We start from the raw sequence: 25,744 nt of genomic DNA on the forward strand, positions 1-25,744 counted from the left end.
GCACAGGGCCGCCGCGACTCCTCCGGGAGCGAGCAATGCGTCGAGCAGCAGCGCGCGCCCGCCTCGCGACGCCTCGACATCGGCGGCCAGCCGATCGTGGAGGAACGCGCGCAGCGGCTCGAGCCCGCCCGCCGGGAGAGTCAGCCCGGCCGCCATCGCATGGCCGCCGCCGGCGATCAGCAGCCCGCTCTCCTTAGCGGCGAGCACCGCCGCGCCCAGATCGACTCCGCTGATCGACCGGCCCGAGCCCTTGCCGGTGCCATCGTCGCACTCGGCGATGACGATCGCCGGCCGTCCGAAGCGCTCCTTGAGGCGGCCGGCGACGATGCCGATCACTCCCTGGTGCCAGCCGGAGCTCATGACCAGGATCACCGGCGCCTCGGCCTGTCCCTGCGCCTGCGCCTCGGCAGCCTCGCAAACCAGCATCTCGATTGCCCGGCGCTCCTCGTTCAGCCGATCGAGCTCGGCGGCGATGGCGCGCGCCTCCTCGGGCTCGGTCGAGGTCAGCAGCCGCACTCCGAGGTCGGACTTGCCGACCCGCCCGCCGGCGTTGATCCGCGGCCCGAGCGCGAAGCCCAGGTCGCGGCAACTGGGCGGCTTGACCAGCCGCGCGGCCTCGGCGAGCGCCGACAGGCCGATATTCCGGCGCGCCGCCATGATCTTGAGGCCCTGCGTGACGAACGCTCGGTTGAGCGACTTCAGCCGGGCGACATCGGCGACGGTGCCGAGCGCGACGAGGTCGAGCAGGTCGATGATCTTCGGTTCGGCCCGGTCGCCGACGAAGAAGCCTCGGCCGCGGAGCTCGCGGAGCAGCGCCACTCCGAGCAGGAACGCCATCCCGACGGCGGCGACGTGGCCGTGGGTGGCGCCGAGCTCGCTTTCGTCGAGGCGGTTGGGATTGATCAATGCGAACGCGACCGGAAGCAGGCTCGCGCACTGGTGATGGTCGACGACGATGACCTCGAGGCCGGCGGCCTTCGCTTCCTCGAGCGCCTCGAACGCCTGGGCGCCGCAGTCGACGGTGACAGCAAGGCTGGCGCCGCGCTGCTTGAGCTCGACCAGCGCTTTTCCCGATGGACCGTAGCCTTCCATCAGCCGATCGGGGATGTAGACCATCGGCTCGGCCCCGAGGCGCCGCAGAAGCAGCACCAGCAGCGCCGCGCTGGTCGCTCCGTCGACGTCATAGTCGCCGAAGATGGCGATGCTCTCGCCCGTCTCGACTGCGTCGGCGAGCCGCCGGGCACCCTTGTCCATGTCCTGGAAGCACGACGGGTCGGGCAGGAAATCACGGATCGTCGGGCTGCGATGACGGGCGAGGTCGGAGCGCTCGACTCCGCGGGCGAGCAACAGTTCGTCGATCAGGGCGTCCGGCGTCAGCCCCGGCTCGCCGCAGCGCCGCCAGCGCCACGGCTGGCCGCTGATCGATCGTTCGACGTTCAACGCGAAGCTCATGGCTCCAGGACTAGCAGCCTCTTGCGCAGCGCGCGCGCGGTTTCGCGCGGCAGCGCCGGGATCACATGGTCCGAAAAACCGCTCCCGCCGGCGACTCCGAACGCCAGTCCGGCGGTTCCGAACCAACGGCTGACGAAGCTTTCGAACAGGTCGATGCTCTGGATCCGCTTGAGCGGCAGCAGGACGGTCCGCCGACGCCACCAGCCGGTGCGGATCAGCAGCCGGTCGTCGTCGAGCGCGTAGAAGGTGCGCCGCCACCCCCGCCAGCGGATGATGATCAGCGCGACAAGCACCACTGCGGCGACGAGGGCGCCGAAAGTCGTCGTCATTTCGAAAGTCGCGAGCGCGCTCAGAAGCAAAAATGGGGCGACGCCGACGACCAGCGTCCACACGTAGGCGCGGGACACCCGCCGCCATTCGATCCGCGCCGGCAGTGGCCGCCAGCCGAGCGCGCCGAGGACCGCGGCGACTTCCTCCTCGCGGGCAAGCGGCGCCAGGACATGGTCGCCGCCGCCGCCCTCGTCGCTGGCGAGGTTCTGCAGCTTGAGGTCGCGCCAGCCAAGCGAGTCGCGCAGCGGGCCGGTGCCGATGATCGCCGCCTGTGCGCGCCGCGCCGGAAGGGTGACGTCGGTCCGGGTCAACAAGCCTCGGCGGCGGCGCAAGCCGACTTCGGTCCGGTCGAGGCGGAAGCCGTGCTCCCGAAGCAGGGTCCGGACGATCCCCGTCGCCAGCCCGATCAGCACCAGCAGCATCGCCCCGGCGACCGCCGCGGCGACGCGATGAGCAAGAATATAGTCGGCGATCGGGTCGCCGGCACTGAGCAGTCCAAGCCAGAACGAGCGGCGCAACGGGTCGAAGCCGAGCACGTCACCGAACGTCTGGGTCGCCCCGATCAGGCCGGCGAACAGGGCGAGCGAGAAATTGAACACTCCGGCCAGAAGCACTCGGCGAAGGTGCATCGCGAACACCGGCGCCTGCTCGGCTTCGGTTTCGACCGGCACGGCGGCGCCCCCGGACGAACGCCGCGCCCGGACGAGCGTTCGCAGCTGCTCGGCGCGTTCGAGCGGGATCGCGTGCAGCACGCCCTCGTCTTCGCCCGCTCCCGCCGATCCGCCGGTCTCGAACTTGACCTTGGCGATTCCGGCCAGCCGGGCGACCGGACCCTGGCTGATGTCGACATCCTGGATCCGGTCGAGGGGGATCGATCGGTGGGTTCGGCTGAGGATGCCGCTGTCGATGCGGATTTCGCTGGTCCCGACCCGAAACTCGAAGCGGGTCCAGTAGAGGACCAGCCAGCCGGCGAGGCCGGCCAGCAGCAGCACCGCCGCGAGCAGCGCGGTGCGCAGCCGCCCGGAGACCGCGAGATAACCGATCGCCGCATAGCCGCCGGCCATCCCCCGCAGGCTGCCGCCAAGACCCGTCAGCAGGAAAAGAGGGTGCAGCCGCTCGGGATCGCCGACCGCTCCGTCGTCCGAGATCATTCGAAATCCGTGCGGATATGCTCGCGGATGATGTCGCGGATTTCCGCGGCGCGGTCGGGACCGAGGCCCGGCACGGTGACGATGCTGTTGCGGGTGCCGGCGGTGTGGACAACGAGCGTTGCAGTCCCGAATAGCTTGTCGAGCGGGCCGCGGATCACGTCGAGATGCTGGACCCGGACGAACGGGACGATCGTGTCGGTGTGGAACAGCCAGCCGCGCACCACCTGCAGCAGGCGCTCGGTCAGGCCGTAGCGCAGGCGGCGGTAGATCCGCTGCGGGGCGATGACGACGACCGGGATGGCGATCAGCAGCACGGCGATGGTGGCCAGCCGATAGAACGGAGTATCGGCGAGCGCGGCATTGTCGGCGATCAGGGCGCCAACCAACAACGGCAGCCACAGCACCAGCAGCCGCAGGCGAAGCACATGGCGGTAACCCGGTTCGACGTGCTGCAGCTGGGCCTCGGCGGAATTGTCGATGTCTGTGTCGTTCACTCGGTCCATCGATGATGCTCGGCGCAGACCCGGCGGACGGTGCCCGAGCTGGCGCGCATGACGATGCTCTCGGTGGTGATGCAGTTCTTGCCCCGATGGACTCCGTCGAGCAGCGAGCCGTCGGTGACTCCCGTCGCGGCGAAGATGCAGTCGCCCATGGCCATGTCCTCGAGCGCGTAAATCCGTTCGAGGTCGTCGATCCCCCAGCGGCGGGCGCGGGCGACCTCGTCGTCGTTGCGGAACAACAGGCGGCCCTGGATCTGGCCGCCGACGCAGCGCAGGGCGGCCGCGGCGAGCACGCCTTCGGGCGCTCCGCCCGAGCCCATGTAGACGTCGACGCCGGTGTCGGGGTCGGTCGTGTCGATTACCCCGGCGACGTCGCCGTCGGGGATCAGCCGCACTCCGCAGCCTAGCGAGCGCAGCTCGGCGATCAGCTCGGAATGGCGCGGCCGGTCGAGCACGCAGGCGATGATCTCGGACGGCTCGACCCCCTTGGCCGCGGCGAGGGAGCGGATGTTGTCCGAGGCGGAGCGCGCGAGGTCGATGGTGCCCTGCGGATAGCCGGGTCCGATCGCCAATTTCTCCATGTAGACGTCTGGCGCATTCAACAGGCAGCCCTGCTCGGCGATGGCGAGGACGGCAAGCGCGTTGGGCCCGGCCTTGGCGGTGATCGTGGTGCCTTCGAGTGGGTCGAGCGCAATGTCGATCCTGGGCCCGGACCCCTGGGCGCTGCCAACCTTTTCGCCGATGAACAGCATCGGCGCTTCGTCGCGCTCGCCCTCGCCGATCACCACCGTTCCGTCCATCGGCAGCTCGTTGAGCGCCGCCCGCATCGCCTCGACCGCGGCCTGGTCGGCGGCTGTTTCATCGCCGCGCCCGATCAGCTTGGAGGCGGCGATCGCCGCGGCCTCGGTCACCCGCACCATCTCGAGCACCAAAACCCGGTCGAGCACGGTGGAAGCGGCGGGGCCGGCGCGGTTCATGGACTTTCGAAACTCCTTGCTGCTCGACGGCTCGGATAGGCACGCCGCCGCGCCTTGTCGAGTTTGGGTCGAGGCGGGTTATTCTTCCGCCTGATGCTCGAGGATATCGGTGCGGATCCGCACCGCGCGCGAGGCGACCCGGGTTTCGAGCAGGAACACCCCAAAGCCCAGCCCGATGGCGATCATCGTGACGATGAACAGCAGCGCGATGCTGGTCCCGAACTCCGCGTCCAGCAGGCTGCCGGCAAACAGCAGGACGACCACCGCGCAGGTCAGGACGGCGGAAAACACCGACAGCCAGATCGCCCGGCTGACCAAGGCCATGCGGCGGTCGAGAATGCGGATTTCCCCCTGCAGCCGGTCGTGCTCGGCGCCGCGCGAACCGAGCAGCCGGGGTTCGATGCTTCGGGCGCGGTCGACGATTCGCGCGAGCCGCGAGGCGCAGACGTTCAGGAACGCGCCGATGCCGGCGAGCAGGAACACCGGCGCCACCGCGAGCTGGATGATCTCGGCGACCTCGCTGACCGGGGTGTCGGGCGTGGGGAGGGTTGGGAGCACTAGGTGGCGGTGTTGTCGGCCGCGTCGCGCTCGCAGCTCGCGATCTCCAGCAGCAGGAACCCGGTGACGGCGAAACTCAAGGCCAGCACCCAGGCAAAGGTCGCAACCAGGGCCGGGGTCGGGCCGAACAGAGTGACCACCAGCGTGGCGATCGAAATGCCGGCGAGCAACACCACTCCAAGGACGAAGTCGGTCGCCGCGGACAAGGTGATCCAGGTCCGAACCGAGCCTCCGGCCAGCCGGCTGGCGACCATCAGGACCAGGCTTCGGACGAGCAACCAGGCAGTGACGATCGTCACGGTCGGGACGAACCGCTCGGTCGAAGTGAGGACGAACATGAGCCCGGCCAGGGTGGTGATTCCGCCGGCGAGCATCGCCGGAATCCGGGTTTCGCGCCGAAGCGACCCGGCGAGGATCTCGATCACTCCCGCCGCGAGCAGCAGCGCGCCGACGACGCGCGCGCCGGCGACGCGGTCGAGGAGCGGCAGCAGCGCCGCCCCGGCGCCGAGCAGGATGATCAGAATGCCGGCCGCGCCGATCAGCCTCGCCCGGTCGCGGTCGGGCAGTGCGGACAAGGTGGATGCGGTCATGACTCCCACTTAGCAGACTCCATCGCCTCGGCCCAAAACGCAGGTGACGGCGGCTAGGCTCCGGCCAGCATCTTCTTCACTCCGCGCGCCGCCTGACGCAGCCGCTGCTCGTTCTCGACCAGCGCGATCCGGACGAAGCCTTCGCCTTCCTCGCCGAAGCCGACGCCGGGCGCGACCGCGACATGGGCCTCGGTGAGCAGCCGCTTGGCGAACTCCATCGATCCGAGCTTAAGGAACTGGTCCGGGATCGGTGCCCAGGCGAACATCGACGCCTGCGGCACGGGAATCTCCCAGCCGGCGCGCCCGAAGCACTCGACCAGCACGTCGCGGCGCTTCTTGTAGAGCGCCCGGTTGGTGGCGACGATGTCCTGCGGTCCGTTGAGCGCCGCCGTCGCCGCCGCCTGGACCGGGGTGAAGGCGCCATAGTCGAGGTACGACTTGACCCGGGCCAGCGCCTCGATCAGCCGCGCGTTGCCGACCGCGAAGCCGATCCGCCAGCCGGCCATCGAATAGGTCTTGGACATCGACGTGAACTCGACCGCGACCTCCCTGGCGCCTTCGACCTGGAGGATCGACGGGGTCGGCACGTCGCCGAAGTAGATTTCGGCATAGGCGAGGTCGGAGATGACGATCAGCTCATGCTCGCGGGCAAACGCGACCAGCCGCTCGTAGAAGGCGAGGTCGGCGACATAGGCGGTCGGGTTGGACGGGTAGCCGATCACCAGCACCTTGGGCCGCGGCACGGTGAACCGCATCGCCAGCCGCAGCCGCTCGAAGAAATCGTCGCCCGGCGCCGCCGGGATCGAACGGATCGCGGCGCCGGCGATGATGAAGCCAAAACTGTGGATCGGATAGCTCGGGTTGGGCGCGAGCACGACGTCACCCGGCGCGGTGATCGCCTGGGCGAGATTGGCGAGGCCCTCCTTGCTGCCGAGCGTGACGATGACCTCGCTGTCGGGATCGAGGCTCACCCCGAAGCGGCGCTGGTAATAGGCCGCCTGCGCTTTCCTGAGGCCGGGGATGCCGCGGCTCGCCGAGTAACGGTGAGCGTTGGGCTTGGCGGCAACCTCGGCGAGCTTGTCGATGACGTGCCTGGGCGGGGCTCCGTCGGGATTGCCCATGCCGAGGTCGACCACGTCCTCGCCGCGGGCGCGCGCCGCCGCCTTCATCGCGTTGACCTCGGCGAACACGTACGGCGGGAGGCGGCGGATGCGGTAGAATTCACTATCCATGATTTGTCATTGCGGGGAGCGCCGCGACGAAGCAATCCAGTAGCGCGCTGGATTGCCGTCTCCCGGCGTCAGTCCGGGGCAGCGTTCATATCCATCATGCCACTGGGTCCAAAATGGCTGTTTCCGACACGGTTTCTAAGGGCTGCCCGTTCATTTTGGCATAAGCGCCCATGAAACATAGCCGCTTCACCAAAGCCCATGAGGCGCGTCCGTCCGGCCGAGCGCCGGACCGCCAGGTCTATTACGCGGCGCTTTTTGTCGGCGTCATGTCGCTGCTCATGCTGATTCTGGAGATCCTCGATCACGTGGTCGCGGACAGATATTATCTGTCTGTCTTTTCTTGGGCTGAAATGGTCGTCGAAATCCTGATCATAGGCGCCATCGCTCGGGCCGGCCCGCTGGCGTTGAACGAGATGGCAAGCCGCCGGCGGGCGACGGAGTTCGCGCACAAAGCTCGAATTCAGGTCGAGGCGCTGTTTGAGATGACCGACATATTGCAGAGCGCGCTCGGCTATGCGGATGCCAATTCCGTGGTCCGCGCGACCGCCGCCAAATTGATGCCCGGTCTCGGAGGGGCCTTGTACGTGTTCAACAATTCGGGCGACCGCCTCGAGCTCTCCAGCAGCTGGGGCAGGCCCGACGACGGTCCACCGCTGGGCCGCATATCTCCGTCGCAATGCTGGGCGATCAAGCGCGGGAAGCCGCATTTGAATCTCGCTGTTACCGAGGCGTTGCGCTGCGAGCATCATGATCAGAGCTCGGTGGCGCTGGAGATTCCGATGATGGCCCGAGGGGAAGTTTACGGGCTGCTCAGCATTCATTCCGGCGATCCCGATGCCGAACAACGCCTTTCGGCGGCGACGCCGGTCGCCGAGGCGCTGGCCGACGCGATGTCCCTCGCGCTTGCCAACATCGCCTTGCGCGAGAAGCTGCGCACCCAGGCGCTGCGCGACCCGCTGACCGGCCTCTACAACCGCCGCTACATGGAAGATGTGCTCGAACGCTATTCCAACCTCGCCGAGCGCAATCAAAGCCCGTTGTCGGTCGTGATGATCGATCTGGATCATTTCAAGACGCTCAACGACGATCTTGGGCACGCCGAGGGCGATGCAGTGCTGTGCGAAGTCAGCGCCACGATCGCCGGCGCCATCCGGCCTTGCGATGTCGCCTGTCGATACGGTGGCGAAGAGCTGGTGGTGCTGTTGCCCGACTGTGGAACGATCGAGGCGCTGGCCAAAGCCGAAATCCTTCGTGCGCGGATCGAGCGGTTGTCCGAAAACCACGATGCCCGGATCACGGCGTCGTTCGGTGTCGCCACCATTCCCGATACCTCGCCGAGAGGGATCGATGCGCTCGCCGATGCGGACGCCGCTTTGTATCGAGCGAAAACGGAAGGCCGCAACCGCGTTGCGGTCGCCGGGCGGCCCGAGGCGCAGCCCGTCGTCGATCGAAAGAGTGCCGCCAAGGCCGCATGACCCGTCTTGCGAGGTGCGGAGCTTCGCTTCGGCCGCAAGGGCGAGTAAGGGAAGCGCCATGAGCGACGACACGACGAGCGGCCCGACCGGGATCCCGAGCCTCGAGGACTGGCAGCACTGGACGCTGGTGATGGGCCGCGCCCAGCAGATGCTGATGCAGGCCTGGGCCGACAGCCTCGAGAAAGGCGAGCCCTTCAAGGGCTGGAGCGCGATGCCCGGGATGCCTGGAATGCCCGGAACAAGCGGTCCGAGCGCCTTCGATTTCGGAATGCCGGGGCTTGCCGGCTCGTCCGGTGAATCGGGTCCCGGAGCGCCGACGGGAGCGGCGGCACCGGTCGACCCGATGGCGCTGATGAGCGCGGGCGCGCAGGCCTGGGCGCAAGGGCTTGAGGCATGGGGCAAGATGCTTGGAGTCGACCCGGGTTCGAAGGCCGAGGCGAAGGACCGGCGCTTCGCCGCGCCCGAGTGGCGCGAGAACCCGCTGTTCGACACCATCCGCCAGACCTACCTTGCTCTGTCGGACCGGATGCTGGGCTCGGTCGACGAGATCGAGGGCGTTGACGAGGCAACCCGGCACAAGCTCAAGTTCGCGGTCCGCAACTTCGTCGACGCGATGAGCCCGTCGAACTTTGCTCTGACCAACCCGCAAGTCCTCAAGAGGACCATCGAAACGCGCGGCGAGAATCTGCTCAAGGGCCTCGCCAACATGCTCAAGGACATCGCCGCCGGGCAGGTGACTCAGAGCAAGCCCGGAGCGTTCGAGGTCGGCAGGAACCTCGCCACCACGCCCGGCAAGGTGATCCACGAAACGCCGCTGTACCAGTTGATCCAATACACCCCGACCACCGAGGAGGTGCTGGAGGTGCCGCTGGTGGTGTTCCCGCCGTGGATCAACCGCTTCTACATCCTCGACCTGACGCCCGAGAAAAGCTTCGTCCGATGGTGCGTCGACCAGGGCGTGTCGCTGTTCATGGTCAGCTGGAAATCGGCCGACGAGAGCATCGCCGACGCGACCCTCGACGACTATGTGCTGAAGGGCCAGATCGACGCGATCGACACCATCCGCGACCTGCTCGATGTGAAGAGCGTCCACGCGATCGGCTATTGCGTCGCCGGCACCACGCTCGCGGCCACGCTCGCTTTTCTGCACGCCAGGAAACAGCAGTCGAAAGTCAAGTCGGCGACCTTCTTCACCGCCCAGGTTGATTTCGCCGAGGCGGGCGATTTGAAGCTGTTCCTCGGCGACGAGACGATGGGCCTGCTCCAGCAGTTGACCACCGAGAAGGGCTACCTCGACGGCCGCTACATGGCCGCGACCTTCAACCTGCTGCGCGGCCGCGACCTGATCTGGAACTATGTCGTCAACAATTACCTGCTGGGCGACGAGCCGCCGCCGTTCGATCTGCTGCACTGGAACAGCGACACCACCAATCTGCCGGCCGGCTGGCACCGCAATTACCTCGACACGCTGTATCGCGGGAACAAACTGGTCGAGTGTGGCGGGATTGCCGTCGCGGGCACTCCGATCGACCTCGGCAAGGTGAGCACCCCGACCTACATCCAGGCCGGGCGCGAAGACCATATCGCTCCGCCGCAGAGCGTGTGGAAGATCATGCAGCAGTTCAAGGGCGACAAGCGCTTCGTGCTCGCCGGCTCGGGCCACATCGCCGGCGTCGTCAACCCGCCCGCGGCCGGCAAGTACCAATATTGGGTCAACGAGCAGCCGTGCGACACGCTCGATTCCTTCATCGAGGGCGCGACCGAGCACCACGGCAGCTGGTGGCCCGACTGGATCGCCTGGCTGAAGAAGCAGGACCCCAGGACGGTCAAGGCCAGCGGCGCCCGAGTCCCCGGCAAGGGCAAGCTCAAGGCGATCGAGAACGCGCCGGGACGCTACGTCAGGGAGCGCTAGCTTGCTCTTGCGCCTTGCACGGATCGAGGAGCTTGCCCTGCTTGAGGACCTGCAGCGCCGCGCGTCGCTGGAGCTCGGCGAGTATCGCGACGCCTTGCTCGCCCAGGCCGACGCGATCGTCCTTCCCGCGGAGCAGATCGAGCGCGGCGAGGTCCTGGTCTCCGAGATCGACGGCCGGATCGCCGGCTTTGCGGTCGTCCTGGAGCGCGACGGCATCGCCGAGCTCGACGGGCTGTTCGTCGAACCGGACCTGTGGCGGCGCGGCATCGGCTCGACGCTGGTCGCGCAAGCCGTCCACGACGCCCGGCACCGCGGCCTCAGCCTGATGACGGTCGTCGCGAACCCGGCGGCCAAAGACTTCTACGAAAGGTGCGGCTTTACCGTCGAGGGCGCGGCCGACACCCGGTTCGGGCCGGCACTCAGGATGTCGCGTTAGCTAGCAGTCCTGGTATTTCCAATGACGGCGCTTGCCTTCACTCAGCCATTCGACCGCAGTGGCGATGCGTTTCTGGCGCGTTGCATCCTGCTTGGCCTCCGCGATCCAGTCGAGATATTCGCGCTGAGCGCCGGGCGGGAAGCTGTCGAGCGTCGCCTTGGCCTTGGGAGCCGCCTTCATTGCGGCTGCGAACTCGGGATGAAGCTCCGGCGGCGGTTTGGGCGCGTGCTTCGCCTTGCGCGGGGCTGGAGCGGAAGCGGTCAGCTCGGCGGCCTTGCGGATCAGCGCGTCGAGCTCGCTGTCCGGCGGCAGGTCCTCGACCGACGCGAGCTTTCCGAACTGGCCCATCGCGCCGGCGTCGGCCTTCTCGCCGCGAACCTCCTGCCCGCGCCAGAAATTCAGCGCCGCATGCGCCTTGAAGGCGGCCATCATCAGCAGGATCTTGCCGTCGAGCGTGAACGACGGGGAGCTCCACTTCAGCGTCTCCTCGACCTTCGGGACGACAACGTGAACCCGCTCCCGCACATGCTCCAGGATCGGCCGCGCGAACGGCTGCGCGCGGGCAATATAGGCGTCGACCCGAGGGTCGCGGCTCACAGGATTCCGCCACCAAGCATCAGCCGGAGCACTCCGACGACGACCACGAACAGGTTGAGGTTGCGCCCCGAGTTGCTGCTCGAAGCCATTCCGACGGCGGCTCCGATCAGGGCCAGCGGGATGATCAGCCAGTTGGCCCAGCCGAGCAATGGCAGGAAGGCGATCACCGCGAAAATGAGTGCGACGATGCCGATGATGAGCGAGGCGAGATTGAGCATGGAAAGTACTCTAGCAGCTAATGCGCGGTTTCCACAGGCGCGATCCGAGTCAGGACCATGTCGCCGCAGCGCACGCTCAGCGATCCGACTGGCGGGTCGATCGGCCACTGGCCGCGGACGTCGTGGGTGACGACCGCCTCGGTCGCGCCTCCCGCCGGCGGGATCGCGTCGAGCTCGACCGCGACCTGGACCGGGTAGCTCTCCATCACGCGCATGTCGCGCCATTGGAAGCGGTAGCCGCCGGTCGGCACCGTCACCTTGCCGGTGACGATCAGGGTGGGGCGCGCGTTGGGCCCGGGCATCGCGTTGACCCACGCCGCCCAGTCGCTCGAGCCGATGATTCCGCACTCCATCGATCCCACGGGGCCCTGCGGCGGCGGCGGCGGCACCGCCGCGCACGAGGCAAGCGACAGAGCGGAAGCGAGAATCAGCAGTTTCATGCACCTAGCAATGCGAGAGGACTGCCGGCGGTTCCCTATTCCGGCGGCGCTGGCTCGCGCGGCGCACGGATCAGCGCCACCATGTACAGCGCCAGCGCGGTCCAGATCGCTCCAAAGGCGATCGCGTGGGCGCGGGTGAACGCTTCGCCATAGAGCAGCACCGCGAGCAGGAACTGCAGCGTCGGGGCGAGGAACTGGAGCATCCCGAGGGTCGAGTAAGGCAGCCGCCGAGCGGCGCCGGTGAACAGCAAAAGGGGAATGGTCGAAACCACTCCGGCCAGAAGCAGCAGCGCGCCTTCGCTCTGGGTCGATCCAAAGCTCGGAGCGCCGGCGGAATAGCGCCACGCAAGCCAGGCAAGCGCCACCGGAAACCACAGCGCCGTCTCGATCGCCAGGCCGGCAACCGGCTCGACCCTGGCGATCTTGCGCAGCAGCCCGTAGGTCGCGAACGTGGCGGCCAGCGTCAGGCTGATCCACAATTGGTCGAGCGCTCCGCCGACCAGCGCCAATATGCCGGCCGCGGCGATCGCCACCGCCGCCCATTGCAGCCACGACAGGCGCTCCTTGAGAATGAACCGCCCGAGCACGACATTGACCAGCGGGTTCAGATAATAGCCCAGGCTTCCGGCCAGGATGTGGCCGCTGGTCACCGCATAGACGTACAGCAGCCAGTTGATGGCGATCAGCACCGCCGTGCACAGCAGCAGAAGCAGGGTCCGGTGGCGGCGGATCGCTTGCCGGACATCGCTCCAGCCACTCCCGAAGAACAGCAGCAGCGCGAGAAACGGTAGCGACCACAGGACCCGGTGAGCGACGATGTCGACCGCGGCGACGGCGGCGATCGCCTTGAAATAGATCGGCAGCACGCCCCACAGCCCGTAGGCGGCCACTCCGAACAGGAAGCCGCGGCGGACCTCCCCGCGCGGTGGGGCCAAAGCAGCTGTGGCGTTCATTCGACGCGCGCCTAGCGGCGCTGAGCGCGAAGTGAAAGCTCGTGCTCAACACCGCGTTGGTTGAAACCGCAGCCCCGGCCTGCCACTTGTAATCTCGAGTGTGGTGAAAGGACCGTGTCCTGCGTTTGCGTCCCGCCTTGCTGCGCCTTGCCTGCCTGAGCGCACTTGTCGCCATGACGTCGGGATGCGGCACCCTGAAACCCAAACCCGTCGAGCCGAGGCCGGGAGCGACGGTGGTCGCCGAGCCGCCGCTGAAATCGGAGGCCTGGACGGAGGTTGCCACGGCGGCCGATGAATCGCGGATCGCCCGCATCGGCCTTGCCTGGCAATCGGCCCTCGCCGACGCCCGGCGGGGGTTTGCGGGCGAGATTCGCGGGGAAGGCAATCTGCTCGAGCCGCGCGGCGCTCTGCCGCGGCCGGCGCCGACCCCGGGAAGCTACAACTGCCGCCTGATCAAGCTCGGCAAGGCGACCCAAAAAGGGCTCGCGTTCGAGCGGTTCAAGCCGTTCTTCTGCTACGTCGAGGTCGAGGACGAGCTGCTGACGATCGTCAAGCAGACCGGCAGCCAGCGGCCGGCCGGGCGCTTGTGGGAGGACGACCGGCCCGACCGCCTGATCTTCCTCGGCAGCCTCGCGCTCGGCACCGAGCAGCAGCCGCTCGCGTACGGCGAGGATCCCAAGCGCGACATGGCCGGAGTGCTCGAGCGGATCGGCCCGTTCCGCTGGCGGCTGGTGATCCCATGGCCTCAGGGGACGTCGAAGCTCGACGTGTTCGAGCTGACTCCGGTGACCGACCAACCCAAATGAACATGGCGCGGACGGCTCGCCGACCGGCCCACATCATCGCCGGAGCGCTTGCCGATCCGGTCGAAGTTCGAGCGCACCTGGTCGCGGCCGCGAAAGCCGGCGAGCCGATCACTTATTCCGAGTTGCTGAACCGCCTCGGCCACGAATTCACCCGGCCCAAGATGCGCGCCTTGTGCGCCGTGCTGGCCACGGTCGACCAGGAAACGGCGGAGCTCGGCGAGCCGGAACTCGCGGTGTTGGTGGTGCGCCAGTCCGACGGGCTGCCGGGGCAGGGCTGGTGGGTCGCCGGCGGCGCGTCGAGCAATGATTATGATGGCCTGTGGGAGGGGCCGGAGGCGAAGCGATTCATTGCCCAGCTGCACGCTCGAGCGTTCGACTATTGGGGGAGCAGAAGCTAAGCGCCGCGCCCATGGGCGATGCCACAATCAGCGAGGCGAAGGCGCGGACCTTCACGGTCGGCGAGGACGACGACGGCATTCGCCTCGATCGCTGGTTCAAGCGCCATCTGCCCGAGATCAGCTTCAACATCGTCTCGCGCTGGGCTCGCACCGGCCAGCTGCGCCTTGACGGCAAGCGCGCGGTGCCGGGCGACCGAATCGAGGCGGGCCAGCAGATCCGGGTGCCGCCGCCCGAAACCGCCCCGGCGCGCTCGCCCCGCGCGCAGCGCCTGGTCGAGCCGCTGACTCCCGATGAAGCCGAGCTGGTGCGCGAGATGGTGATCCACGAGGATCGCCACGCGTTCGTCCTCGCCAAGCCGCCGGGGCTGGCGACGCAGGGCGGCACCAAGACCCACCACCATCTCGACCGGCTCCTCGATGGGCTGGCCGACGATGCCGGCGCGCGCCCCAAGCTTGTGCACCGGCTCGACAAGGACACGTCCGGCGCGCTGCTGGTCGCCCGGACCGCGCGCGCGGCCGGCCATTTCGCCAAGGCTTTTTCCGGTCGCACCGCGCGCAAGGTCTATTGGGCGCTGGTGGTCGGCGTTCCCTCGCTCGAGGAGGGGCTGATCGACCTGCCGCTGGCCAAGCAGCCCGGCACCGGCGGCGAGAAGATGCACGTCGAGCCGGAGAGCGGGCTTGCGGCGAAGACCCGCTGGCGGCTGATCGACCGCGCCGGCAACCGCGCCGCCTGGATCGAGCTGCAGCCGCTGACCGGCCGCACCCACCAGTTGCGCGCGCACATGGCGGCGATCGGCCACCCGATCATCGGCGATGCAAAATACGGCGGTGCCGAAGCCTTCCTGACCGGCGGCATCAGCCGCAAGCTGCACCTCCACGCGCGCCGAATCCGGATCGACTCGCTCGACGGCGGGGTCATCGACGTCACCGCCGAGCTGCCGCCGCACTTCGCCGAGAGTCTCGCAACCCTGGGCTTCGAGCCGCTGGCCGGCGACATGCTGCCGCTAGACCGGCCGGACCCGGCGCGGAGCCCCGAAATCAAGGAGCGGCGAGCGGCCGCGGCGGCCAAGGCGCGGCGGCGCGAGCGCAAGGGCGAGCGGCGGGCGCGGGGCTCGCAGACCCGGGGAAGGCGGCGGTGAACCGCCTGGCGATCTTCGATTGCGACGGGACGCTCGTCGACAGCGGCGCGACCATATACGCGGCGGTCAAGGAGACATTCGAGCAGCATGGGCTCGTGGCGCCGCCGCCGCGCGACTGCCGCCGGGTGATCGGCCTCAGCCTCGATGAAGCGATGCAGTCGCTGGTCCCGGCGGCGAGCCGCGACGAGCACGCGCTTCTGACCGCAACCTACAAGGCGAAATTCCTCCAGGCTCGGCTGGAGGGGCGGGTCGAGGAGCCGTTGTTCGACGGTATCGCCGAGCTGCTCGATGCGCTCGAGGCGGACGGCTGGCTGCTGGCGGTCGCCACCGGCAAGTCGGACCGCGGCCTCGGCCATTGCCTCGACTGCCACAGCCTGGCCGCCCGCTTCGTCTCGCTTCAGACCGCCGACCGGCACCCGTCCAAGCCGCACCCGTCGATGGCGCTGCAGGCGATGGCCGACGCCGGCGCCTCGCCGGAGATGACGGTGGTGATCGGCGACACGTCCTACGACATGGGCATGGCGCGCGCGGCCGGCGCGACCGGGATCGGCGCCGGCTGGGGCTATCATGACGAGCGCGAACTGCTCGCCGCCGGAGCGATCGCCGTCGCGATGCAGCCGAGCGACGTCGTCGGCCTGCTGCCGAGCGGCAGAGACAAGCTCTATGGCTGACGACGCGCTCTGGCGCCGCCGCTTCCTGATCTTCATGATGGCGCGGCTGTCGGGGGCCGTGATCTTCTTCGCCGGAGTCGCCATCGCCTACAGCGATCTGGTCCGCGAGGGCGGCTGGCCGGCATTGGGCGCCATCATCGCCATCATCGGCGCCATCGACGCGGTGTTCGCCCCCAGGCTTCTGAAAAAGCATTGGGACCGTGAGGACCGCCGTTGAAGCGGTTCTGGAAGAGTGCAGAAGCGGTTGCGGTCAAGGGCGGCTGGGAAGTTCGGCTCGATGAGCGGCCGCTTCGGACTCCGGGCCGCTCGGCGGTGGTCGTCCCTACCGAGCGGCTGGCCCGGGCCATCGCCGAGGAATGGGCGTCGGCCGGGGAGACGGTCGACCCGCGGGCGATGCCGCTGACGGGCCTGGCCAACGCGGCCACCGACCGGGTCGCCGAAGACCGCGCCGCGTTCGCCTCGGGCCTCGCCCGCTACGCCGAGGCGGATCTCGCCTGCTATCGCGCCGAGGGGCCGCAAACGCTCGTCGCTCGCCAGCAGCGAAGCTGGGACGCGCTGCTCGGCTGGGCGCGGCGGCGCTTCGACGTCGACTTCGCCGTCACCGCCGGCATCGTCCACGTCGCCCAGCCGCAGCCGACCGTCGAGCGGCTTGCGCATGAAGTCGCCGCTCTCGACGCGTTCCGCCTCGCCGGCCTGTCGCCGCTGGTCACCATCGGCGGGTCGCTGGTCGCCGCGCTGGCGGTGCTCGAAGGGGCACTGACGCCCGATGAGGCGTGGGAGGCGACCAGCATCGACGAGCGCTGGCAGATCGAAAAATGGGGAGCGGATTCCGAGGCCGAGGCCGCGCTTGCAAGCAGGGGGCGCGACTTCCTCGTTGCCGCGCGCTTCCTGGAATTGCTGGAGACCTAGTGCTGGGGGCCGATCAGATCGCGTACGAACGGATGCAAATCGGTTTGCCGCACCCTTTTTGACCGTTCGGCGACGACGATCGCCCGGACCCGCTTCAGGCATTCGTCCATGTCGCGGTTGACCATCACATATTGATACTCGGCCCAGTGATCGATCTCGTCGGCCGCGCGCAACATTCGCTCGGCGATCACGTCTTGCGAATCGGTGCCGCGCGCGTGCAACCGCCGTTCGAGCTCCTCCATTGAGGGTGGCAGCAAGAAGATCGTGACGAGGTGCTCGCCAAAATCGGGTTCGAGCTGCCTCGCGCCCTGCCAGTCGATGTCGAACAGGATGTCGCGGCCGTCGCGCAGCGCCGCTTTCACCGGCGCTTTGGGAGTGCCGTACCGGTATCCGAACACGTAGGCCCACTCGACAAAGTCGCCGGCGGCGATCATCGCGTCGAACTCCGCATCGTCGACGAAATGATAATCGACGTCATTGCGCTCGCCCGGCCGTTTGGGCCGCGTCGTCGCGCTGACCGACATGGTGATCTGCGGGTCGGCCTCGAGCAGCAATCGCGAGATGGTCGACTTGCCGGCGCCCGACGGGGAGGAGAGGACGATCAGGAGGCCGCGGCGGCGGCGGCCCGATTGTTCGTCGATCGGCAGGTCCATGGCCGCTCTTGCTTCGCCGGAGCCGTGGCCGTCAAGCTGTGGGATGTTCGCGACGAAATGGTGCGCTGCACCATTTTCCGCTTGAAATGCCGCATTGCAATGCTTATTGTGCAATGCAACAAATCAAGAGGAATTGAAAACCATGGTTGACCAGAACAAGATCCAGGCTGACGCCGCCGCCGAGGCTCCGGCCAAGGTTGCCAAGGCGGTCGCCGCCACCGTCGAAACAGTGGCCACCGAGACCGCCAAGACGGCCAAGCGCGCGCGTGCCGCGAGCAAGCGCCGCACCAAGCGCGCTTCGCGCAAAGCCGCGCCGGCAATGGCCCGCAAGGCCAGCCGCTCGAAGGCCCGCACTTCTCGCACCGCTCGGACCGCCGCTGCGCGCAAGCCCGCCGCGGCCGCTTCCACCCAGAGGATTCAAGACATGAACTTCACTCCCAACACCGCTTTCCCGGGCTTTGGCGCCTTCACCGGCGCAACCCCGTTCCAGTCGCTGTTCGCCGATGCCGGCGAGCGCAGCCAGGAAGCGGCCAAGCGTTCGCAGAAGGTCGGCCAGGAGCTGGCCGACATCGCCCGCGCCAACGTCGAGGCGGTCGTCGAGGCGACTCGCGTCGCCACCGAGGGCGCGCGCTCGATCGGCCAGGACGCGGTTGCCCGCAGCCGCGACGGCGCCGAGCAGACCGCTGATGCGATCCGCTCGCTCGCCGAGGCCAAGTCGCCGACCGAGTTCGTGCAGCTCCAGAGCGAAATCGCCAAGACTTCGTTCGACCGCATGGTCGCCGAGAGCTCGCGCCTGACCGAATCGATGGTCAAGCTGGCCGGCCAGGCATTCCAGCCGCTGTCGAACCGCGCCACGGCCAATGCCGAGCGTATCAACAATCTCGTTGCCTGACCCTCTCCCCTCCTAACGTCAGGTAACGCCGGCGGCCGCTCTCCCCAGGGCGGCCGCCTTTCTTTTCATCGGCGCGCTCCTTTAAATCATTGCCAGCGGCGCCGGTTGCGCCTTGCCGAGGGTTGAACGCTTGCCATATTTACGGTTCCACATGAGCATGCGTTGGACGATCATGGCGAATGAGCCTGGGCAGGGCGACGGACTCGACGATATCGAGACCGGAGTCGCGACCCGGACCCGGACTCGGACCAAGAAGCCGTCCAACTACAAGGTCTTGATGCTCAACGACGACTACACTCCGATGGAGTTCGTCGTCCTCGTCCTGCAGCGCTTCTTCTCGATGAGCATCGAGGATGCGACCCGGGTGATGCTCCAGGTCCACCAGCAGGGCGTCGCGGTGTGCGGAGTGTTCACCTATGAGGTCGCCGAAACCAAGGTCTCCCAGGTGATCGACTTCGCGCGCGAGAACCAGCACCCGCTCCAGTGCACGCTGGAGAAGGCCTGATCCTCCCCGGAACGGGGAGGGGGCGTCGTCTCGCTCCGGGCCCCCTCCGTCAGTCCTGCGGACTGCCACCTCCCGGTCCCGGGGAGGATTTACAGTCCACCCGCGTCCGCTAAAGCGCGCCGGTGGACAGCATCTGGATCCAGGGCGGCAAGCGCCTCGAGGGAAAGATCCCGATTTCGGGCGCCAAGAACGCCGCGCTGGCGCTGCTGCCCTGCGCGCTGCTGACCGAAGACAAGCTGACCCTCGGCAACCTGCCGCGGCTCGCCGACGTCGACAGCTTCGGCCATTTGCTCAACCAGCTCGGCGTCTCGACCATGGTCGAGGGCGTCCGGCGCGGCGAATACGGCCGCCGGATGACTCTCCACGCCGCCGACATCGCCTCGACGGTCGCGCCCTACGACATGGTCCGCAAGATGCGCGCGTCGATCCTGGTGCTGGGACCGATGCTGGCGAGGGCCGGCGAAGCGACCGTGTCGCTGCCCGGCGGCTGCGCGATCGGCGACCGCCCGATCGACCTCCATCTGCAGGCGCTCGAATGCCTCGGAGCGGAGATCGAGCTCGCCGCCGGATACGTCAAGGCGACCGCGCCCAAGGGCCGGCTTGCAGGCGGCGACTACAGCTTTCCGGTGGTGTCGGTCGGAGCGACGGAGAATGCGCTGATGGCGGCGGTCCTCGCCCGCGGCCGTTCGCAATTGTTCAACGCCGCTCGCGAGCCCGAGATCGCCGACCTGTGCAACCTGCTCGTCGCGATGGGCGCCAGGATCGAGGGCATCGGCTCAAGCCACCTGATCGTCGAGGGAGTCGAGGGGCTGCACGGCGCCACCTATGATGTGATGCCCGACCGGATCGAGGCCGGCAGCTACGCCTGCGCCGCCGGAATCACCGGCGGCTGCATCGAGCTGGTGGGCGCCCGCCCAGGCGACATGTGCTCGATCGTCAACGCGCTGTGCCACGCCGGATTGATGGTCGAGTTCAACGACCACGGGGTCAAGGTCACCGCCGACGGCAAGCTGAAGCCGCTGGCGCTGACGACCGCGCCGTTCCCGGGCTTCGCGACCGACATGCAGGCGCAGTTCATGGCCATGCTCAGCCTCGCCGAGGGCGACAGTTTCCTCGAGGAGACGATCTTCGAGAACCGCTACATGCACGTCCCGGAGCTGCGGCGGATGGGCGCCGACGTCGAGATCCGCGGCCGCTCGGCGCTGGTCCACGGGGTCGAGAAGCTGACCGGTGCAAGCGTCATGGCGACCGACCTTCGAGCTTCGATGAGCCTGGTCCTCGCCGGCCTCGCCGCGGAGGCCGAGACCGAGGTCCTGCGGGTCTACCACCTAGACAGGGGCTACGAGCGGCTCGAGGAGAAATTGTCCGCGGTCGGAGCGGCGATCGAGCGGAGAAGCAGCGGCTAGAGCGTGGCGCCTAAAGCATGTCCAAGGCGTGCAGGGTCACCCCGACCAGCCCGCCGACCAGCGTTCCATTGATGCGGATGTACTGGAGGTCGCGGCCAACCGCGCTTTCGAGCCGTGCGGTGATGGTCCGCGCATCCCAGCCGCGGATGGTTTCCGACACCAGCTTGACGATCGAGGTGCCGTAGCTCGCGGCCAGCCCGGCGACGGCGCGGCGCGCGAACTGATTGATCGCCGCCCGGATCCTGAGATCGCCCTCGAGCGTGGTGCCCATCGACTTCAGCACCTCGCCCAGCTTGCCGGCCAGCGCGGCATCCGGGTTGCGAGCGGCTCGAATGATCGCCTCGCGTCCCTTCTGCCACAGGGTGTCGAGCCACAGGCTCACCGACTGGTTGGCGAGCAGCTCCTCCTTCATCGCTTCGACCCGCTCGCGTGTCTCGGGGTTGGTCTGGAGGTCATTGGCCAGCTGGGCGAGCGCTTCCTCGATCTTGCGGCGGACCGGGTGGGCCGGGTCGGTCGACATCTCGACCGTCAGCTTGCGAAGCCCGTCGACGATCGCGTCGGCGAGCTTGGTGTCGAGACCGGCGAGCTTGAGAATCCAGTTCGCGCGATTGTGGACCATATCGCGGATCAGGCCCTCGTTCGCGTCGAGCGTCCGAGCGGTCCAGCGGATCGCCGCTTCGAGCATCGGCACGTGGCGGTCCTCGTTGATCGCCGAGGCGAGCGCGTGTCCGAGCAGTGGAGAGATTTCCATCGACCGGATCCGCGACGAGATCGCGCTCTTGACGATGCCGCCGAGTCGCTCGTCGTCGAGCCCTTCGAAGATGTCGGCGATCAGCCGCGACGCACCGTGCCGTATGCGGGTGCCCTCGCCTTCGGGGGCGCGCAGGAATCTCCCGGCTGCGCCGGCAATATCGATGTGCCGCATGCGACGAGCGACCACCGAGGCGATCAGGAAATTCTCGCGCAGGAACGAAGCCAGCGCCTCGCCGATGCGGTCCTTGTTGCGCGGGATGATCGCGGTGTGCGGGATCGGCAGGCCGAGCGGGTGGCGAAACAAGGCGGTGACCGCGAACCAATCGGCGAGGCCGCCGACCATCGCCGCCTCGGCGAACGCCTTGACCCAGCCCAGCGCCGGATAGCGCGGCTCGTAGATTCGAGTGACGGCGAATAGCGCCGCCATCGCCACCAGCAGGCCGGTTGCGGCGGCCTTCATCCCGGCCGCGCCCGGTTGCGCAGGGTTGAAGCGGGCGAGCGCGGTGGACGTCATCACACCGCCATAGCGGGCCGACTGAGCGAAATCACTCCGCGGGTACGGGCTCCGGCGGCCGCCGGGTCGCCTCTTCGCCGACCAGCCGGTGGAACTTGGCGGCGATCCATTTCTCGACGTCGATCGCGAGCGAGAAATAGGCCGGGACGAGCAACAGCGTCAGGATGGTCGAGAAGATCAGGCCGCCGATCACGGTCACGCCCATCGGCGCTCGCCAACTGCCATCCCCCGAAAGCGACAAGGCGATCGGCATCATGCCGGCGACCATCGCCACCGTGGTCATCACGATCGGCTGGGCTCTTTTGTGCCCGGCTTCGTAGATCGCTTCGTTCTTGGGCATCCCGTGGTCCATCATCTCGACCGCGAAATCGACCAGCAGGATCGAATTCTTGGCGACGATCCCGAACAGCATCAGCACGCCGATCAGCACCGGGAGCGACAATGGCTGACCGGCAATGAACAGCCCGATGGCGGCGCCCAAAGGCGCGAGCAGGAGCGAGCCCATGTTCACGAATGGAGCGAGGAACCGGCGGTAGAGCAGCACCAGCACCGCGAACACCAGCAACACGCCGGATCCGAGCGCGATCAGGAAGTAATAGATCAGCTCCGCCTGCCATTTCTGGTCACCGAGGTTGAGCTTGCCGACCCCCTGCGGGAGGTTTTTCAAGGTCGGCAGATTATTGATCTTGGTCCAGGCATCGCTGGCGACCAGGCCTGGAGCCAAGTCCGCACCGACCAGGATGCGGCGGATCTGATTGGTCCGCTGGACAGTCGTCGGCCCCGATCCGAAGCCGATCTCGGCCACGGCCTTGAGCGGCACCGAGCCTCCGCTGCTGGTCGGCACCGGAAGGTTCTCGAGCGTCGCCAGGTCGCGCCGGCTGTTCTCCGACAGCGACACGGTGATGGGCACCTGCCGGTCGGCGAGCGAGAACTTGGCGCTGTTCTGCGCAATGTCGCCCAAGGTCGCGATACGGATCGTCTGGCTCAGTGCCTGCGTCGTGACGCCAAGATCGGCGGCCAGGTCGAAGCGCGGCTTGATGGTGATCTCGGGCCGGACCAGGTCGCCCTGGACCCGCGGCGCCACGAGCTCCGGCAAGGTCTGCATCTCGTCGGCGAGCTTGTTGGCGGTCGCGAGCAGAAGCTCGGGATTGTCGCTGCCGAGGTAGAGCATGATATCGCGCGGAGCGCCGCCGGGGCCGCCGCCGCCCTGGCTGAGGAAATTCACCTGGGCGTCGGGGATTGCGCTCAGCTGCGGTGTCAAGCCGCGCTCGAACTCGGTGCTGGTTTTCTCGCGGTCCTGATCGAGGACGACGTTGAGGAAGCCGGCGCCGACGAACACGCGCTGGAACACATTCTCGACGTCGGGGTCCTTCTCGATGATCTCAGCGGCCTGCTGGACCTTGGCCGCGGTCTGGGCGAGCGTCGCTCCGGGCGGCATTCCGATCCGCACCCGCGAAAAGTCGAGATTGAGCGGGGGCTGAAACTGCATCCCGAGGTTCGCGACCAGGACGCCGGTCATCACCAGCGTACCCAGGCCGGCCCCGACCATGACGATGCGATGATCGTGCACCCAGGCACTCAAACGGCGCACCATGACTTCCAGATTGCCACCGGTCGTACCCGCAATCCAACCGATGAGCTTGCCCACGCCGAAGGCCGCCAATCCGCCTACGACAAGCGCGATCAGCGTCGTGATCACCGGCAGGCCCAGGCCGGCGAGCGCCTTGAATGTTGCAAATGCCCCAGCGCCGAATGCCGCGATGATGATCACGACGATCAGGACACCAAGGCCTGCGTAGGCCAGCTTGCTGGAAACCGCGGGCAGCGCAGCACGGATGGCGGTCGCCTTGGAGCCGTCGATGCTCCACTTGAGCAGGTCCAAATATTTGAACATCGCCCAGCCCGAAGCGTGCGGCTCGATGCCCTTCGCCCGCAGGAAATAAGCGGCCATCAGCGGAGTGATCATCCGGGCAACGAGCAGGCTCATCATCACGGTGATGACGACGGTGTAGCCGAAGCTCTTGAAGAACTGGCCCGAAATCCCCGGCATCAGCGCCACCGGCAGGAACACCGCGACGATCGCCATGGTGGTCGCAAGGACGGCGAGGCCAATCTCGTCGGCGGCGTCCATCGATGCCTGGTAGGCGGATTTGCCCATCCGCATGTGTCGCACGATGTTCTCGATCTCGACGATCGCGTCGTCGACGAGGACCCCGGCGACCAGGCTCAGTGCCATCGTCGACATGAAGTTGAGGTTGATCCCGAGCATGCTCATGAACCAGAAGGCCGGAATCGCCGACAGCGGGATTGCGAACGCCGAAATGAGGGTCGCTCGCAAATCGCGCAGGAACAGGAAGACGACGAAGACCGCGAGGATGGCGCCTAACCACAGCGCCTCCATGGCGGACTCGTATTGCGCTTTTGTGTAGTCGACCTGGTTGAAGATCTCGAGGAATCGGATCCGTGGATTCTCCTTCTCGATCTTGCGCAGCTCCTCCCACGCCGCGTCGTAGGTCGTCACTTCCGACGATCCCTTGGAGCGCTGCACGTTGAAGCTGATCACCTGCCGCCCGTTCATCTTGGCGATGGTGCGCTGCTCGGAATAGGCGTCCTTGACCTCGCCGAGGTCGGCCAGCCGGACGGTGCGCCCGCCTGGGACGACGATTTGGATTTGCGAAAGGTCGAACGCGTCGCGAGCGTTGCCGAGCACCCGCACCGACTGCTCGGAACCGGCGATCTCGGCCCGGCCGCCGGCGGCGTTGAGATTGGTCTGGCGAAGCTGGGCGTTGACCTGCGCCGCGGTGATTCCCTGCGCCTGGAGAGCGATCGGGTCGAGGATCACCCGGATCTGACGGTCGACTCCGCCCTCGCGGGAGACGGCGGCGACGCCCTCGACGCCGAGCAGCCGCTTGCTGACATTGTTATCGACGTACCAGCTGAGCTCTTCCAGGCTCATGTCGGTGGTTTCCGCGGCCACGAACAGGATCGGGTCACCGGCGATGTCTTCGCGAGTCACCTGCGGCTCCAGAATTCCGTCCGGCAGATCGGAGCGCACCTGGGCGATGGCATTGCGAACATCGTTGACCGCCCGGTCGGACGGCGTGCCGATCTCGAACATGACGAAGGTGTTGCTGTTGCCCTCGCGGATCGAGCTGTTGATCTCCTCTACGCCGTTGACGCCGCGGATGGCGGTCTCGATCCGCTGCGTGACCTGCATTTCCATCTCGCTGGGCGCCGCTCCGGGCTGCGAGACGCTGACGTTGACCGCCGGGAAGTCGATGTCCGGGTTGTTGTTGACCTGCATGTTCGTGAACGAAACGATGCCGGCCAGCAGCAGCCCGATGAACAGCACGATCGGCGGAACCGGGTTGCGGATGCACCAGGACGAGATGTTGCGGAAATTCATCGAACTCTAGCTCTTCTCAATTCTCGTCAGCGAGCGGCCTGCCGCTTCGGCGAAACCTTTTGCCCGGGGTTGAGGAACGGACCCGCCGACAGCACGACCGCTTCCTGGCCGCTCAGTCCCTCGATGATCGTGACGCCCAAATCGTCGACCGAGCCGATCCGGACGTCGCGCCGTTCGACCTCGTTTTTGGCGTTGACGATGTAGACGTAATTGCCCTTTTCATCGCTGAGGACCGCGCTTTGCGGAAGCAGCGGAGCGGTGCTCCCGCCGGCTCCGATCCGGGCCTCGGCGAATCCACCCGGCCGGATCGCCGTGTCGTAAGGGACGGCAATTCTCACCTCGCCCTGGCGCGACTGCGGGTCGATCACCGGCGACACCTGCCACACCGAGCCCGAGAAGCTCCGGTCGAGCCCGATCGGACTGACGCTGGCCGGCATTCCAACGCGGACATAAGCAATGTCCTGTTGCGGTATCTGCGCGCGAATTTCCATCTCGCCGCGGGCGGCGAGGCGGAACAAGGCGCCCGCACCCGGCCCGACGACCTGACCGACCTCGACGTTGCGCGCGAGCACCAGGCCACTGGTCGGAGCCCGGATGTCGAGCCGGCCGACGCGAGCCCGAGTCGCACCGAATTGCGCCTGGGCGACGCGCACCCGGGCCGCCGCGGCGTCGCGGGCTGCGCGCTTGCGGTCGAGGTCCGCCTTGGAGACGAAGCCGCGCGCGACCAGCGCCTGCGCCCGGTCGAGCTCGTTCTGGGCAAGTGCCGCATCGGCCCTCGCGACCTGGACGTTGGCGGCAAGCTGGGCCGCTTCCTGGCTCTGGACCGAGCGGTCGATCGCGGCGAGGGTCTGCCCCTGGCGCACCCATGTGC

The 25,744-nt window shown here is 67.6% G+C and carries 28 protein-coding genes; 13 read left to right on the forward strand and 15 right to left on the reverse strand.

Annotated elements, in window-relative coordinates; translation table 11 throughout:
• From recJ to H0T81_RS08895, 7 genes are all read right to left on the reverse strand, one after another.
• Positions 1-1,452: single-stranded-DNA-specific exonuclease RecJ (gene recJ, locus H0T81_RS08865; RefSeq protein WP_294011941.1), on the reverse strand; the 1,452-nt coding region annotated here is incomplete at its 3' end.
• The gene (locus tag H0T81_RS08870) at positions 1,449-2,933 is read right to left on the reverse strand and encodes a PH domain-containing protein (protein ID WP_294011943.1); all 1,485 of its coding nucleotides are present in this window, start codon (positions 2,931-2,933) and stop codon (positions 1,449-1,451) included. The genes recJ and H0T81_RS08870, both read right to left, overlap by 4 nt.
• Positions 2,930-3,427 carry a PH domain-containing protein gene (locus H0T81_RS08875; protein ID WP_294011946.1) on the reverse strand — a complete coding sequence of 166 codons (498 nt, stop codon included), beginning with the start codon at positions 3,425-3,427 and terminating at the stop codon, positions 2,930-2,932. The genes H0T81_RS08870 and H0T81_RS08875 overlap by 4 nt, the downstream gene beginning before the upstream one ends.
• A complete protein-coding gene (glpX, locus tag H0T81_RS08880; protein ID WP_294011949.1) occupies positions 3,424-4,410 on the reverse strand; it encodes a class II fructose-bisphosphatase in 987 nt (328 codons plus the stop codon). Before glpX ends, H0T81_RS08875 begins: the two co-directional genes overlap by 4 nt.
• 78 nt (positions 4,411-4,488) lie before the next feature.
• On the reverse strand, positions 4,489-4,968 hold the full coding sequence (locus H0T81_RS08885) for a DUF2721 domain-containing protein (protein ID WP_294011952.1): 480 nt from the start codon (positions 4,966-4,968) through the stop codon (positions 4,489-4,491).
• Positions 4,968-5,558, reverse strand: a complete 591-nt coding sequence (locus H0T81_RS08890; protein WP_294011954.1) for a DUF308 domain-containing protein — start codon at positions 5,556-5,558, stop codon at positions 4,968-4,970. Before H0T81_RS08890 ends, H0T81_RS08885 begins: the two co-directional genes overlap by 1 nt.
• Positions 5,559-5,611: 53 nt before the next feature.
• Entirely contained in the window at positions 5,612-6,790 is a 1,179-nt protein-coding gene (locus H0T81_RS08895) for an LL-diaminopimelate aminotransferase (RefSeq protein ID WP_294011956.1), read from the reverse strand.
• Between the two features lie 170 nt (positions 6,791-6,960).
• Between H0T81_RS08895 and H0T81_RS08900 the strand changes: the two genes are divergently transcribed.
• Genes H0T81_RS08900 through H0T81_RS08910 form a run of 3 tightly spaced genes read left to right on the forward strand, consistent with a single transcriptional unit; the run spans position 6,961 to position 10,613 of the window.
• Complete coding sequence (locus H0T81_RS08900) at positions 6,961-8,265, forward strand: sensor domain-containing diguanylate cyclase (protein ID WP_294011959.1); 1,305 nt, start codon at positions 6,961-6,963, stop codon at positions 8,263-8,265.
• 58 nt (positions 8,266-8,323) lie between these two features.
• On the forward strand, positions 8,324-10,177 hold the full coding sequence (phaC, locus tag H0T81_RS08905) for a class I poly(R)-hydroxyalkanoic acid synthase (protein ID WP_294011962.1): 1,854 nt from the start codon (positions 8,324-8,326) through the stop codon (positions 10,175-10,177).
• 1 nt (position 10,178) lies between these two features.
• Entirely contained in the window at positions 10,179-10,613 is a 435-nt protein-coding gene (locus tag H0T81_RS08910; RefSeq protein WP_294011965.1) for a GNAT family N-acetyltransferase, read from the forward strand.
• Here the strand turns inward: H0T81_RS08910 and H0T81_RS08915 are convergent, their stop codons facing one another.
• From H0T81_RS08915 to rarD, 4 genes are read right to left on the reverse strand one after another with little or no spacing between them, the layout of a single operon-like run.
• Positions 10,614-11,210 carry a YdeI/OmpD-associated family protein gene (locus tag H0T81_RS08915; RefSeq protein ID WP_294011969.1) on the reverse strand — a complete coding sequence of 199 codons (597 nt, stop codon included), beginning with the start codon at positions 11,208-11,210 and terminating at the stop codon, positions 10,614-10,616.
• Entirely contained in the window at positions 11,207-11,428 is a 222-nt protein-coding gene (locus tag H0T81_RS08920) for a hypothetical protein (protein WP_294011972.1), read from the reverse strand. Before H0T81_RS08920 ends, H0T81_RS08915 begins: the two co-directional genes overlap by 4 nt.
• A gap of 17 nt (positions 11,429-11,445) precedes the next feature.
• A complete protein-coding gene (locus H0T81_RS08925; RefSeq protein ID WP_294011975.1) occupies positions 11,446-11,868 on the reverse strand; it encodes a hypothetical protein in 423 nt (140 codons plus the stop codon).
• Between the two features lie 35 nt (positions 11,869-11,903).
• Positions 11,904-12,821, reverse strand: coding sequence for an EamA family transporter RarD (gene rarD / locus H0T81_RS08930; protein WP_294011979.1), 918 nt, complete (start codon positions 12,819-12,821; stop codon positions 11,904-11,906).
• Positions 12,822-12,994: 173 nt separating this feature from the next.
• Between rarD and H0T81_RS08935 the strand changes: the two genes are divergently transcribed.
• From H0T81_RS08935 to H0T81_RS08960, 6 genes are read left to right on the forward strand one after another with little or no spacing between them, the layout of a single operon-like run.
• Positions 12,995-13,627 carry a DUF4893 domain-containing protein gene (locus tag H0T81_RS08935; protein ID WP_294011981.1) on the forward strand — a complete coding sequence of 211 codons (633 nt, stop codon included), beginning with the start codon at positions 12,995-12,997 and terminating at the stop codon, positions 13,625-13,627.
• 2 nt (positions 13,628-13,629) lie between these two features.
• Positions 13,630-14,025, forward strand: coding sequence for a ribose-phosphate pyrophosphokinase (locus tag H0T81_RS08940; RefSeq protein WP_294011982.1), 396 nt, complete (start codon positions 13,630-13,632; stop codon positions 14,023-14,025).
• 11 nt (positions 14,026-14,036) lie between these two features.
• Positions 14,037-15,164, forward strand: a complete 1,128-nt coding sequence (locus H0T81_RS08945; protein ID WP_294011984.1) for an RluA family pseudouridine synthase — start codon at positions 14,037-14,039, stop codon at positions 15,162-15,164.
• A complete protein-coding gene (locus H0T81_RS08950) occupies positions 15,161-15,835 on the forward strand; it encodes an HAD-IA family hydrolase (protein WP_294011986.1) in 675 nt (224 codons plus the stop codon). The genes H0T81_RS08945 and H0T81_RS08950 overlap by 4 nt, the downstream gene beginning before the upstream one ends.
• The gene (locus H0T81_RS08955; protein ID WP_294011988.1) at positions 15,828-16,052 is read left to right on the forward strand and encodes a hypothetical protein; all 225 of its coding nucleotides are present in this window, start codon (positions 15,828-15,830) and stop codon (positions 16,050-16,052) included. The genes H0T81_RS08950 and H0T81_RS08955 overlap by 8 nt, the downstream gene beginning before the upstream one ends.
• Positions 16,049-16,744, forward strand: a complete 696-nt coding sequence (locus tag H0T81_RS08960; protein ID WP_294011990.1) for an ATP12 family protein — start codon at positions 16,049-16,051, stop codon at positions 16,742-16,744. Before H0T81_RS08955 ends, H0T81_RS08960 begins: the two co-directional genes overlap by 4 nt.
• Here the strand turns inward: H0T81_RS08960 and gmk are convergent.
• Complete coding sequence (gmk, locus tag H0T81_RS08965; protein ID WP_294011992.1) at positions 16,741-17,397, reverse strand: guanylate kinase; 657 nt, start codon at positions 17,395-17,397, stop codon at positions 16,741-16,743. The genes H0T81_RS08960 and gmk overlap by 4 nt on opposite strands.
• Before the next feature lie 24 nt (positions 17,398-17,421).
• Between gmk and H0T81_RS08970 the strand changes: the two genes are divergently transcribed.
• From H0T81_RS08970 to murA, 4 genes are all read left to right on the forward strand, one after another.
• Positions 17,422-17,547, forward strand: coding sequence for a hypothetical protein (locus H0T81_RS08970; RefSeq protein ID WP_294011995.1), 126 nt, complete (start codon positions 17,422-17,424; stop codon positions 17,545-17,547).
• Positions 17,540-18,289 (forward strand): phasin family protein, encoded by a 750-nt coding sequence (locus H0T81_RS08975; protein WP_294011998.1) that lies wholly within the window; start codon positions 17,540-17,542, stop codon positions 18,287-18,289. The genes H0T81_RS08970 and H0T81_RS08975 overlap by 8 nt, the downstream gene beginning before the upstream one ends.
• Before the next feature lie 172 nt (positions 18,290-18,461).
• Positions 18,462-18,794 (forward strand): ATP-dependent Clp protease adapter ClpS, encoded by a 333-nt coding sequence (clpS, locus tag H0T81_RS08980; RefSeq protein WP_294012012.1) that lies wholly within the window; start codon positions 18,462-18,464, stop codon positions 18,792-18,794.
• A 122-nt stretch (positions 18,795-18,916) separates the two neighbouring features.
• Positions 18,917-20,200, forward strand: a complete 1,284-nt coding sequence (gene murA / locus H0T81_RS08985) for a UDP-N-acetylglucosamine 1-carboxyvinyltransferase (RefSeq protein WP_294012001.1) — start codon at positions 18,917-18,919, stop codon at positions 20,198-20,200.
• Between the two features lie 10 nt (positions 20,201-20,210).
• Here the strand turns inward: murA and H0T81_RS08990 are convergent, their stop codons facing one another.
• From H0T81_RS08990 to H0T81_RS09000, 3 genes are all read right to left on the reverse strand, one after another.
• Positions 20,211-21,467: a DUF445 domain-containing protein gene (locus H0T81_RS08990; RefSeq protein ID WP_294012003.1), complete on the reverse strand. Its 1,257-nt coding sequence runs from the start codon at positions 21,465-21,467 to the stop codon at positions 20,211-20,213.
• A 31-nt stretch (positions 21,468-21,498) separates the two neighbouring features.
• Positions 21,499-24,873 (reverse strand): efflux RND transporter permease subunit, encoded by a 3,375-nt coding sequence (locus H0T81_RS08995; RefSeq protein WP_294012007.1) that lies wholly within the window; start codon positions 24,871-24,873, stop codon positions 21,499-21,501.
• Positions 24,874-24,899: 26 nt separating this feature from the next.
• Positions 24,900-25,744, reverse strand: an 845-nt coding sequence (locus tag H0T81_RS09000) for an efflux RND transporter periplasmic adaptor subunit (RefSeq protein WP_294012009.1), incomplete at its 5' end; no start/stop codon positions are given.

Origin of the sequence: Sphingomonas sp. (genome assembly GCF_013812825.1) — a bacterium.
Classification (GTDB): domain Bacteria; phylum Pseudomonadota; class Alphaproteobacteria; order Sphingomonadales; family Sphingomonadaceae; genus Sphingomicrobium.

Excerpts from the sequence above, each read along its gene's own strand:
- H0T81_RS08870 (WP_294011943.1), bottom strand. The coding sequence starts at position 2,933 with ATGATCTCGGACGACGGAGCGGTCGGCGATCCCGAGCGGCTGCACCCT.
- glpX (WP_294011949.1), bottom strand. The coding sequence starts at position 4,410 with ATGAACCGCGCCGGCCCCGCCGCTTCCACCGTGCTCGACCGGGTTTTG.
- H0T81_RS08995 (WP_294012007.1), bottom strand. The coding sequence starts at position 24,873 with ATGAATTTCCGCAACATCTCGTCCTGGTGCATCCGCAACCCGGTTCCG.
- gmk (WP_294011992.1), bottom strand. The coding sequence starts at position 17,397 with ATGGACCTGCCGATCGACGAACAATCGGGCCGCCGCCGCCGCGGCCTC.
- H0T81_RS08900 (WP_294011959.1), top strand. The coding sequence starts at position 6,961 with ATGAAACATAGCCGCTTCACCAAAGCCCATGAGGCGCGTCCGTCCGGC.
- H0T81_RS08955 (WP_294011988.1), top strand. The coding sequence starts at position 15,828 with ATGGCTGACGACGCGCTCTGGCGCCGCCGCTTCCTGATCTTCATGATG.
- H0T81_RS08945 (WP_294011984.1), top strand. The coding sequence starts at position 14,037 with ATGGGCGATGCCACAATCAGCGAGGCGAAGGCGCGGACCTTCACGGTC.
- H0T81_RS08895 (WP_294011956.1), bottom strand. The coding sequence starts at position 6,790 with ATGGATAGTGAATTCTACCGCATCCGCCGCCTCCCGCCGTACGTGTTC.
- H0T81_RS08890 (WP_294011954.1), bottom strand. The coding sequence starts at position 5,558 with ATGACCGCATCCACCTTGTCCGCACTGCCCGACCGCGACCGGGCGAGG.
- H0T81_RS08975 (WP_294011998.1), top strand. The coding sequence starts at position 17,540 with ATGGTTGACCAGAACAAGATCCAGGCTGACGCCGCCGCCGAGGCTCCG.
- H0T81_RS08935 (WP_294011981.1), top strand. The coding sequence starts at position 12,995 with ATGACGTCGGGATGCGGCACCCTGAAACCCAAACCCGTCGAGCCGAGG.
- H0T81_RS08990 (WP_294012003.1), bottom strand. The coding sequence starts at position 21,467 with ATGACGTCCACCGCGCTCGCCCGCTTCAACCCTGCGCAACCGGGCGCG.
- phaC (WP_294011962.1), top strand. The coding sequence starts at position 8,324 with ATGAGCGACGACACGACGAGCGGCCCGACCGGGATCCCGAGCCTCGAG.
- H0T81_RS08920 (WP_294011972.1), bottom strand. The coding sequence starts at position 11,428 with ATGCTCAATCTCGCCTCGCTCATCATCGGCATCGTCGCACTCATTTTC.
- H0T81_RS08925 (WP_294011975.1), bottom strand. The coding sequence starts at position 11,868 with ATGAAACTGCTGATTCTCGCTTCCGCTCTGTCGCTTGCCTCGTGCGCG.
- clpS (WP_294012012.1), top strand. The coding sequence starts at position 18,462 with ATGGCGAATGAGCCTGGGCAGGGCGACGGACTCGACGATATCGAGACC.
- rarD (WP_294011979.1), bottom strand. The coding sequence starts at position 12,821 with ATGAACGCCACAGCTGCTTTGGCCCCACCGCGCGGGGAGGTCCGCCGC.
- H0T81_RS08940 (WP_294011982.1), top strand. The coding sequence starts at position 13,630 with ATGGCGCGGACGGCTCGCCGACCGGCCCACATCATCGCCGGAGCGCTT.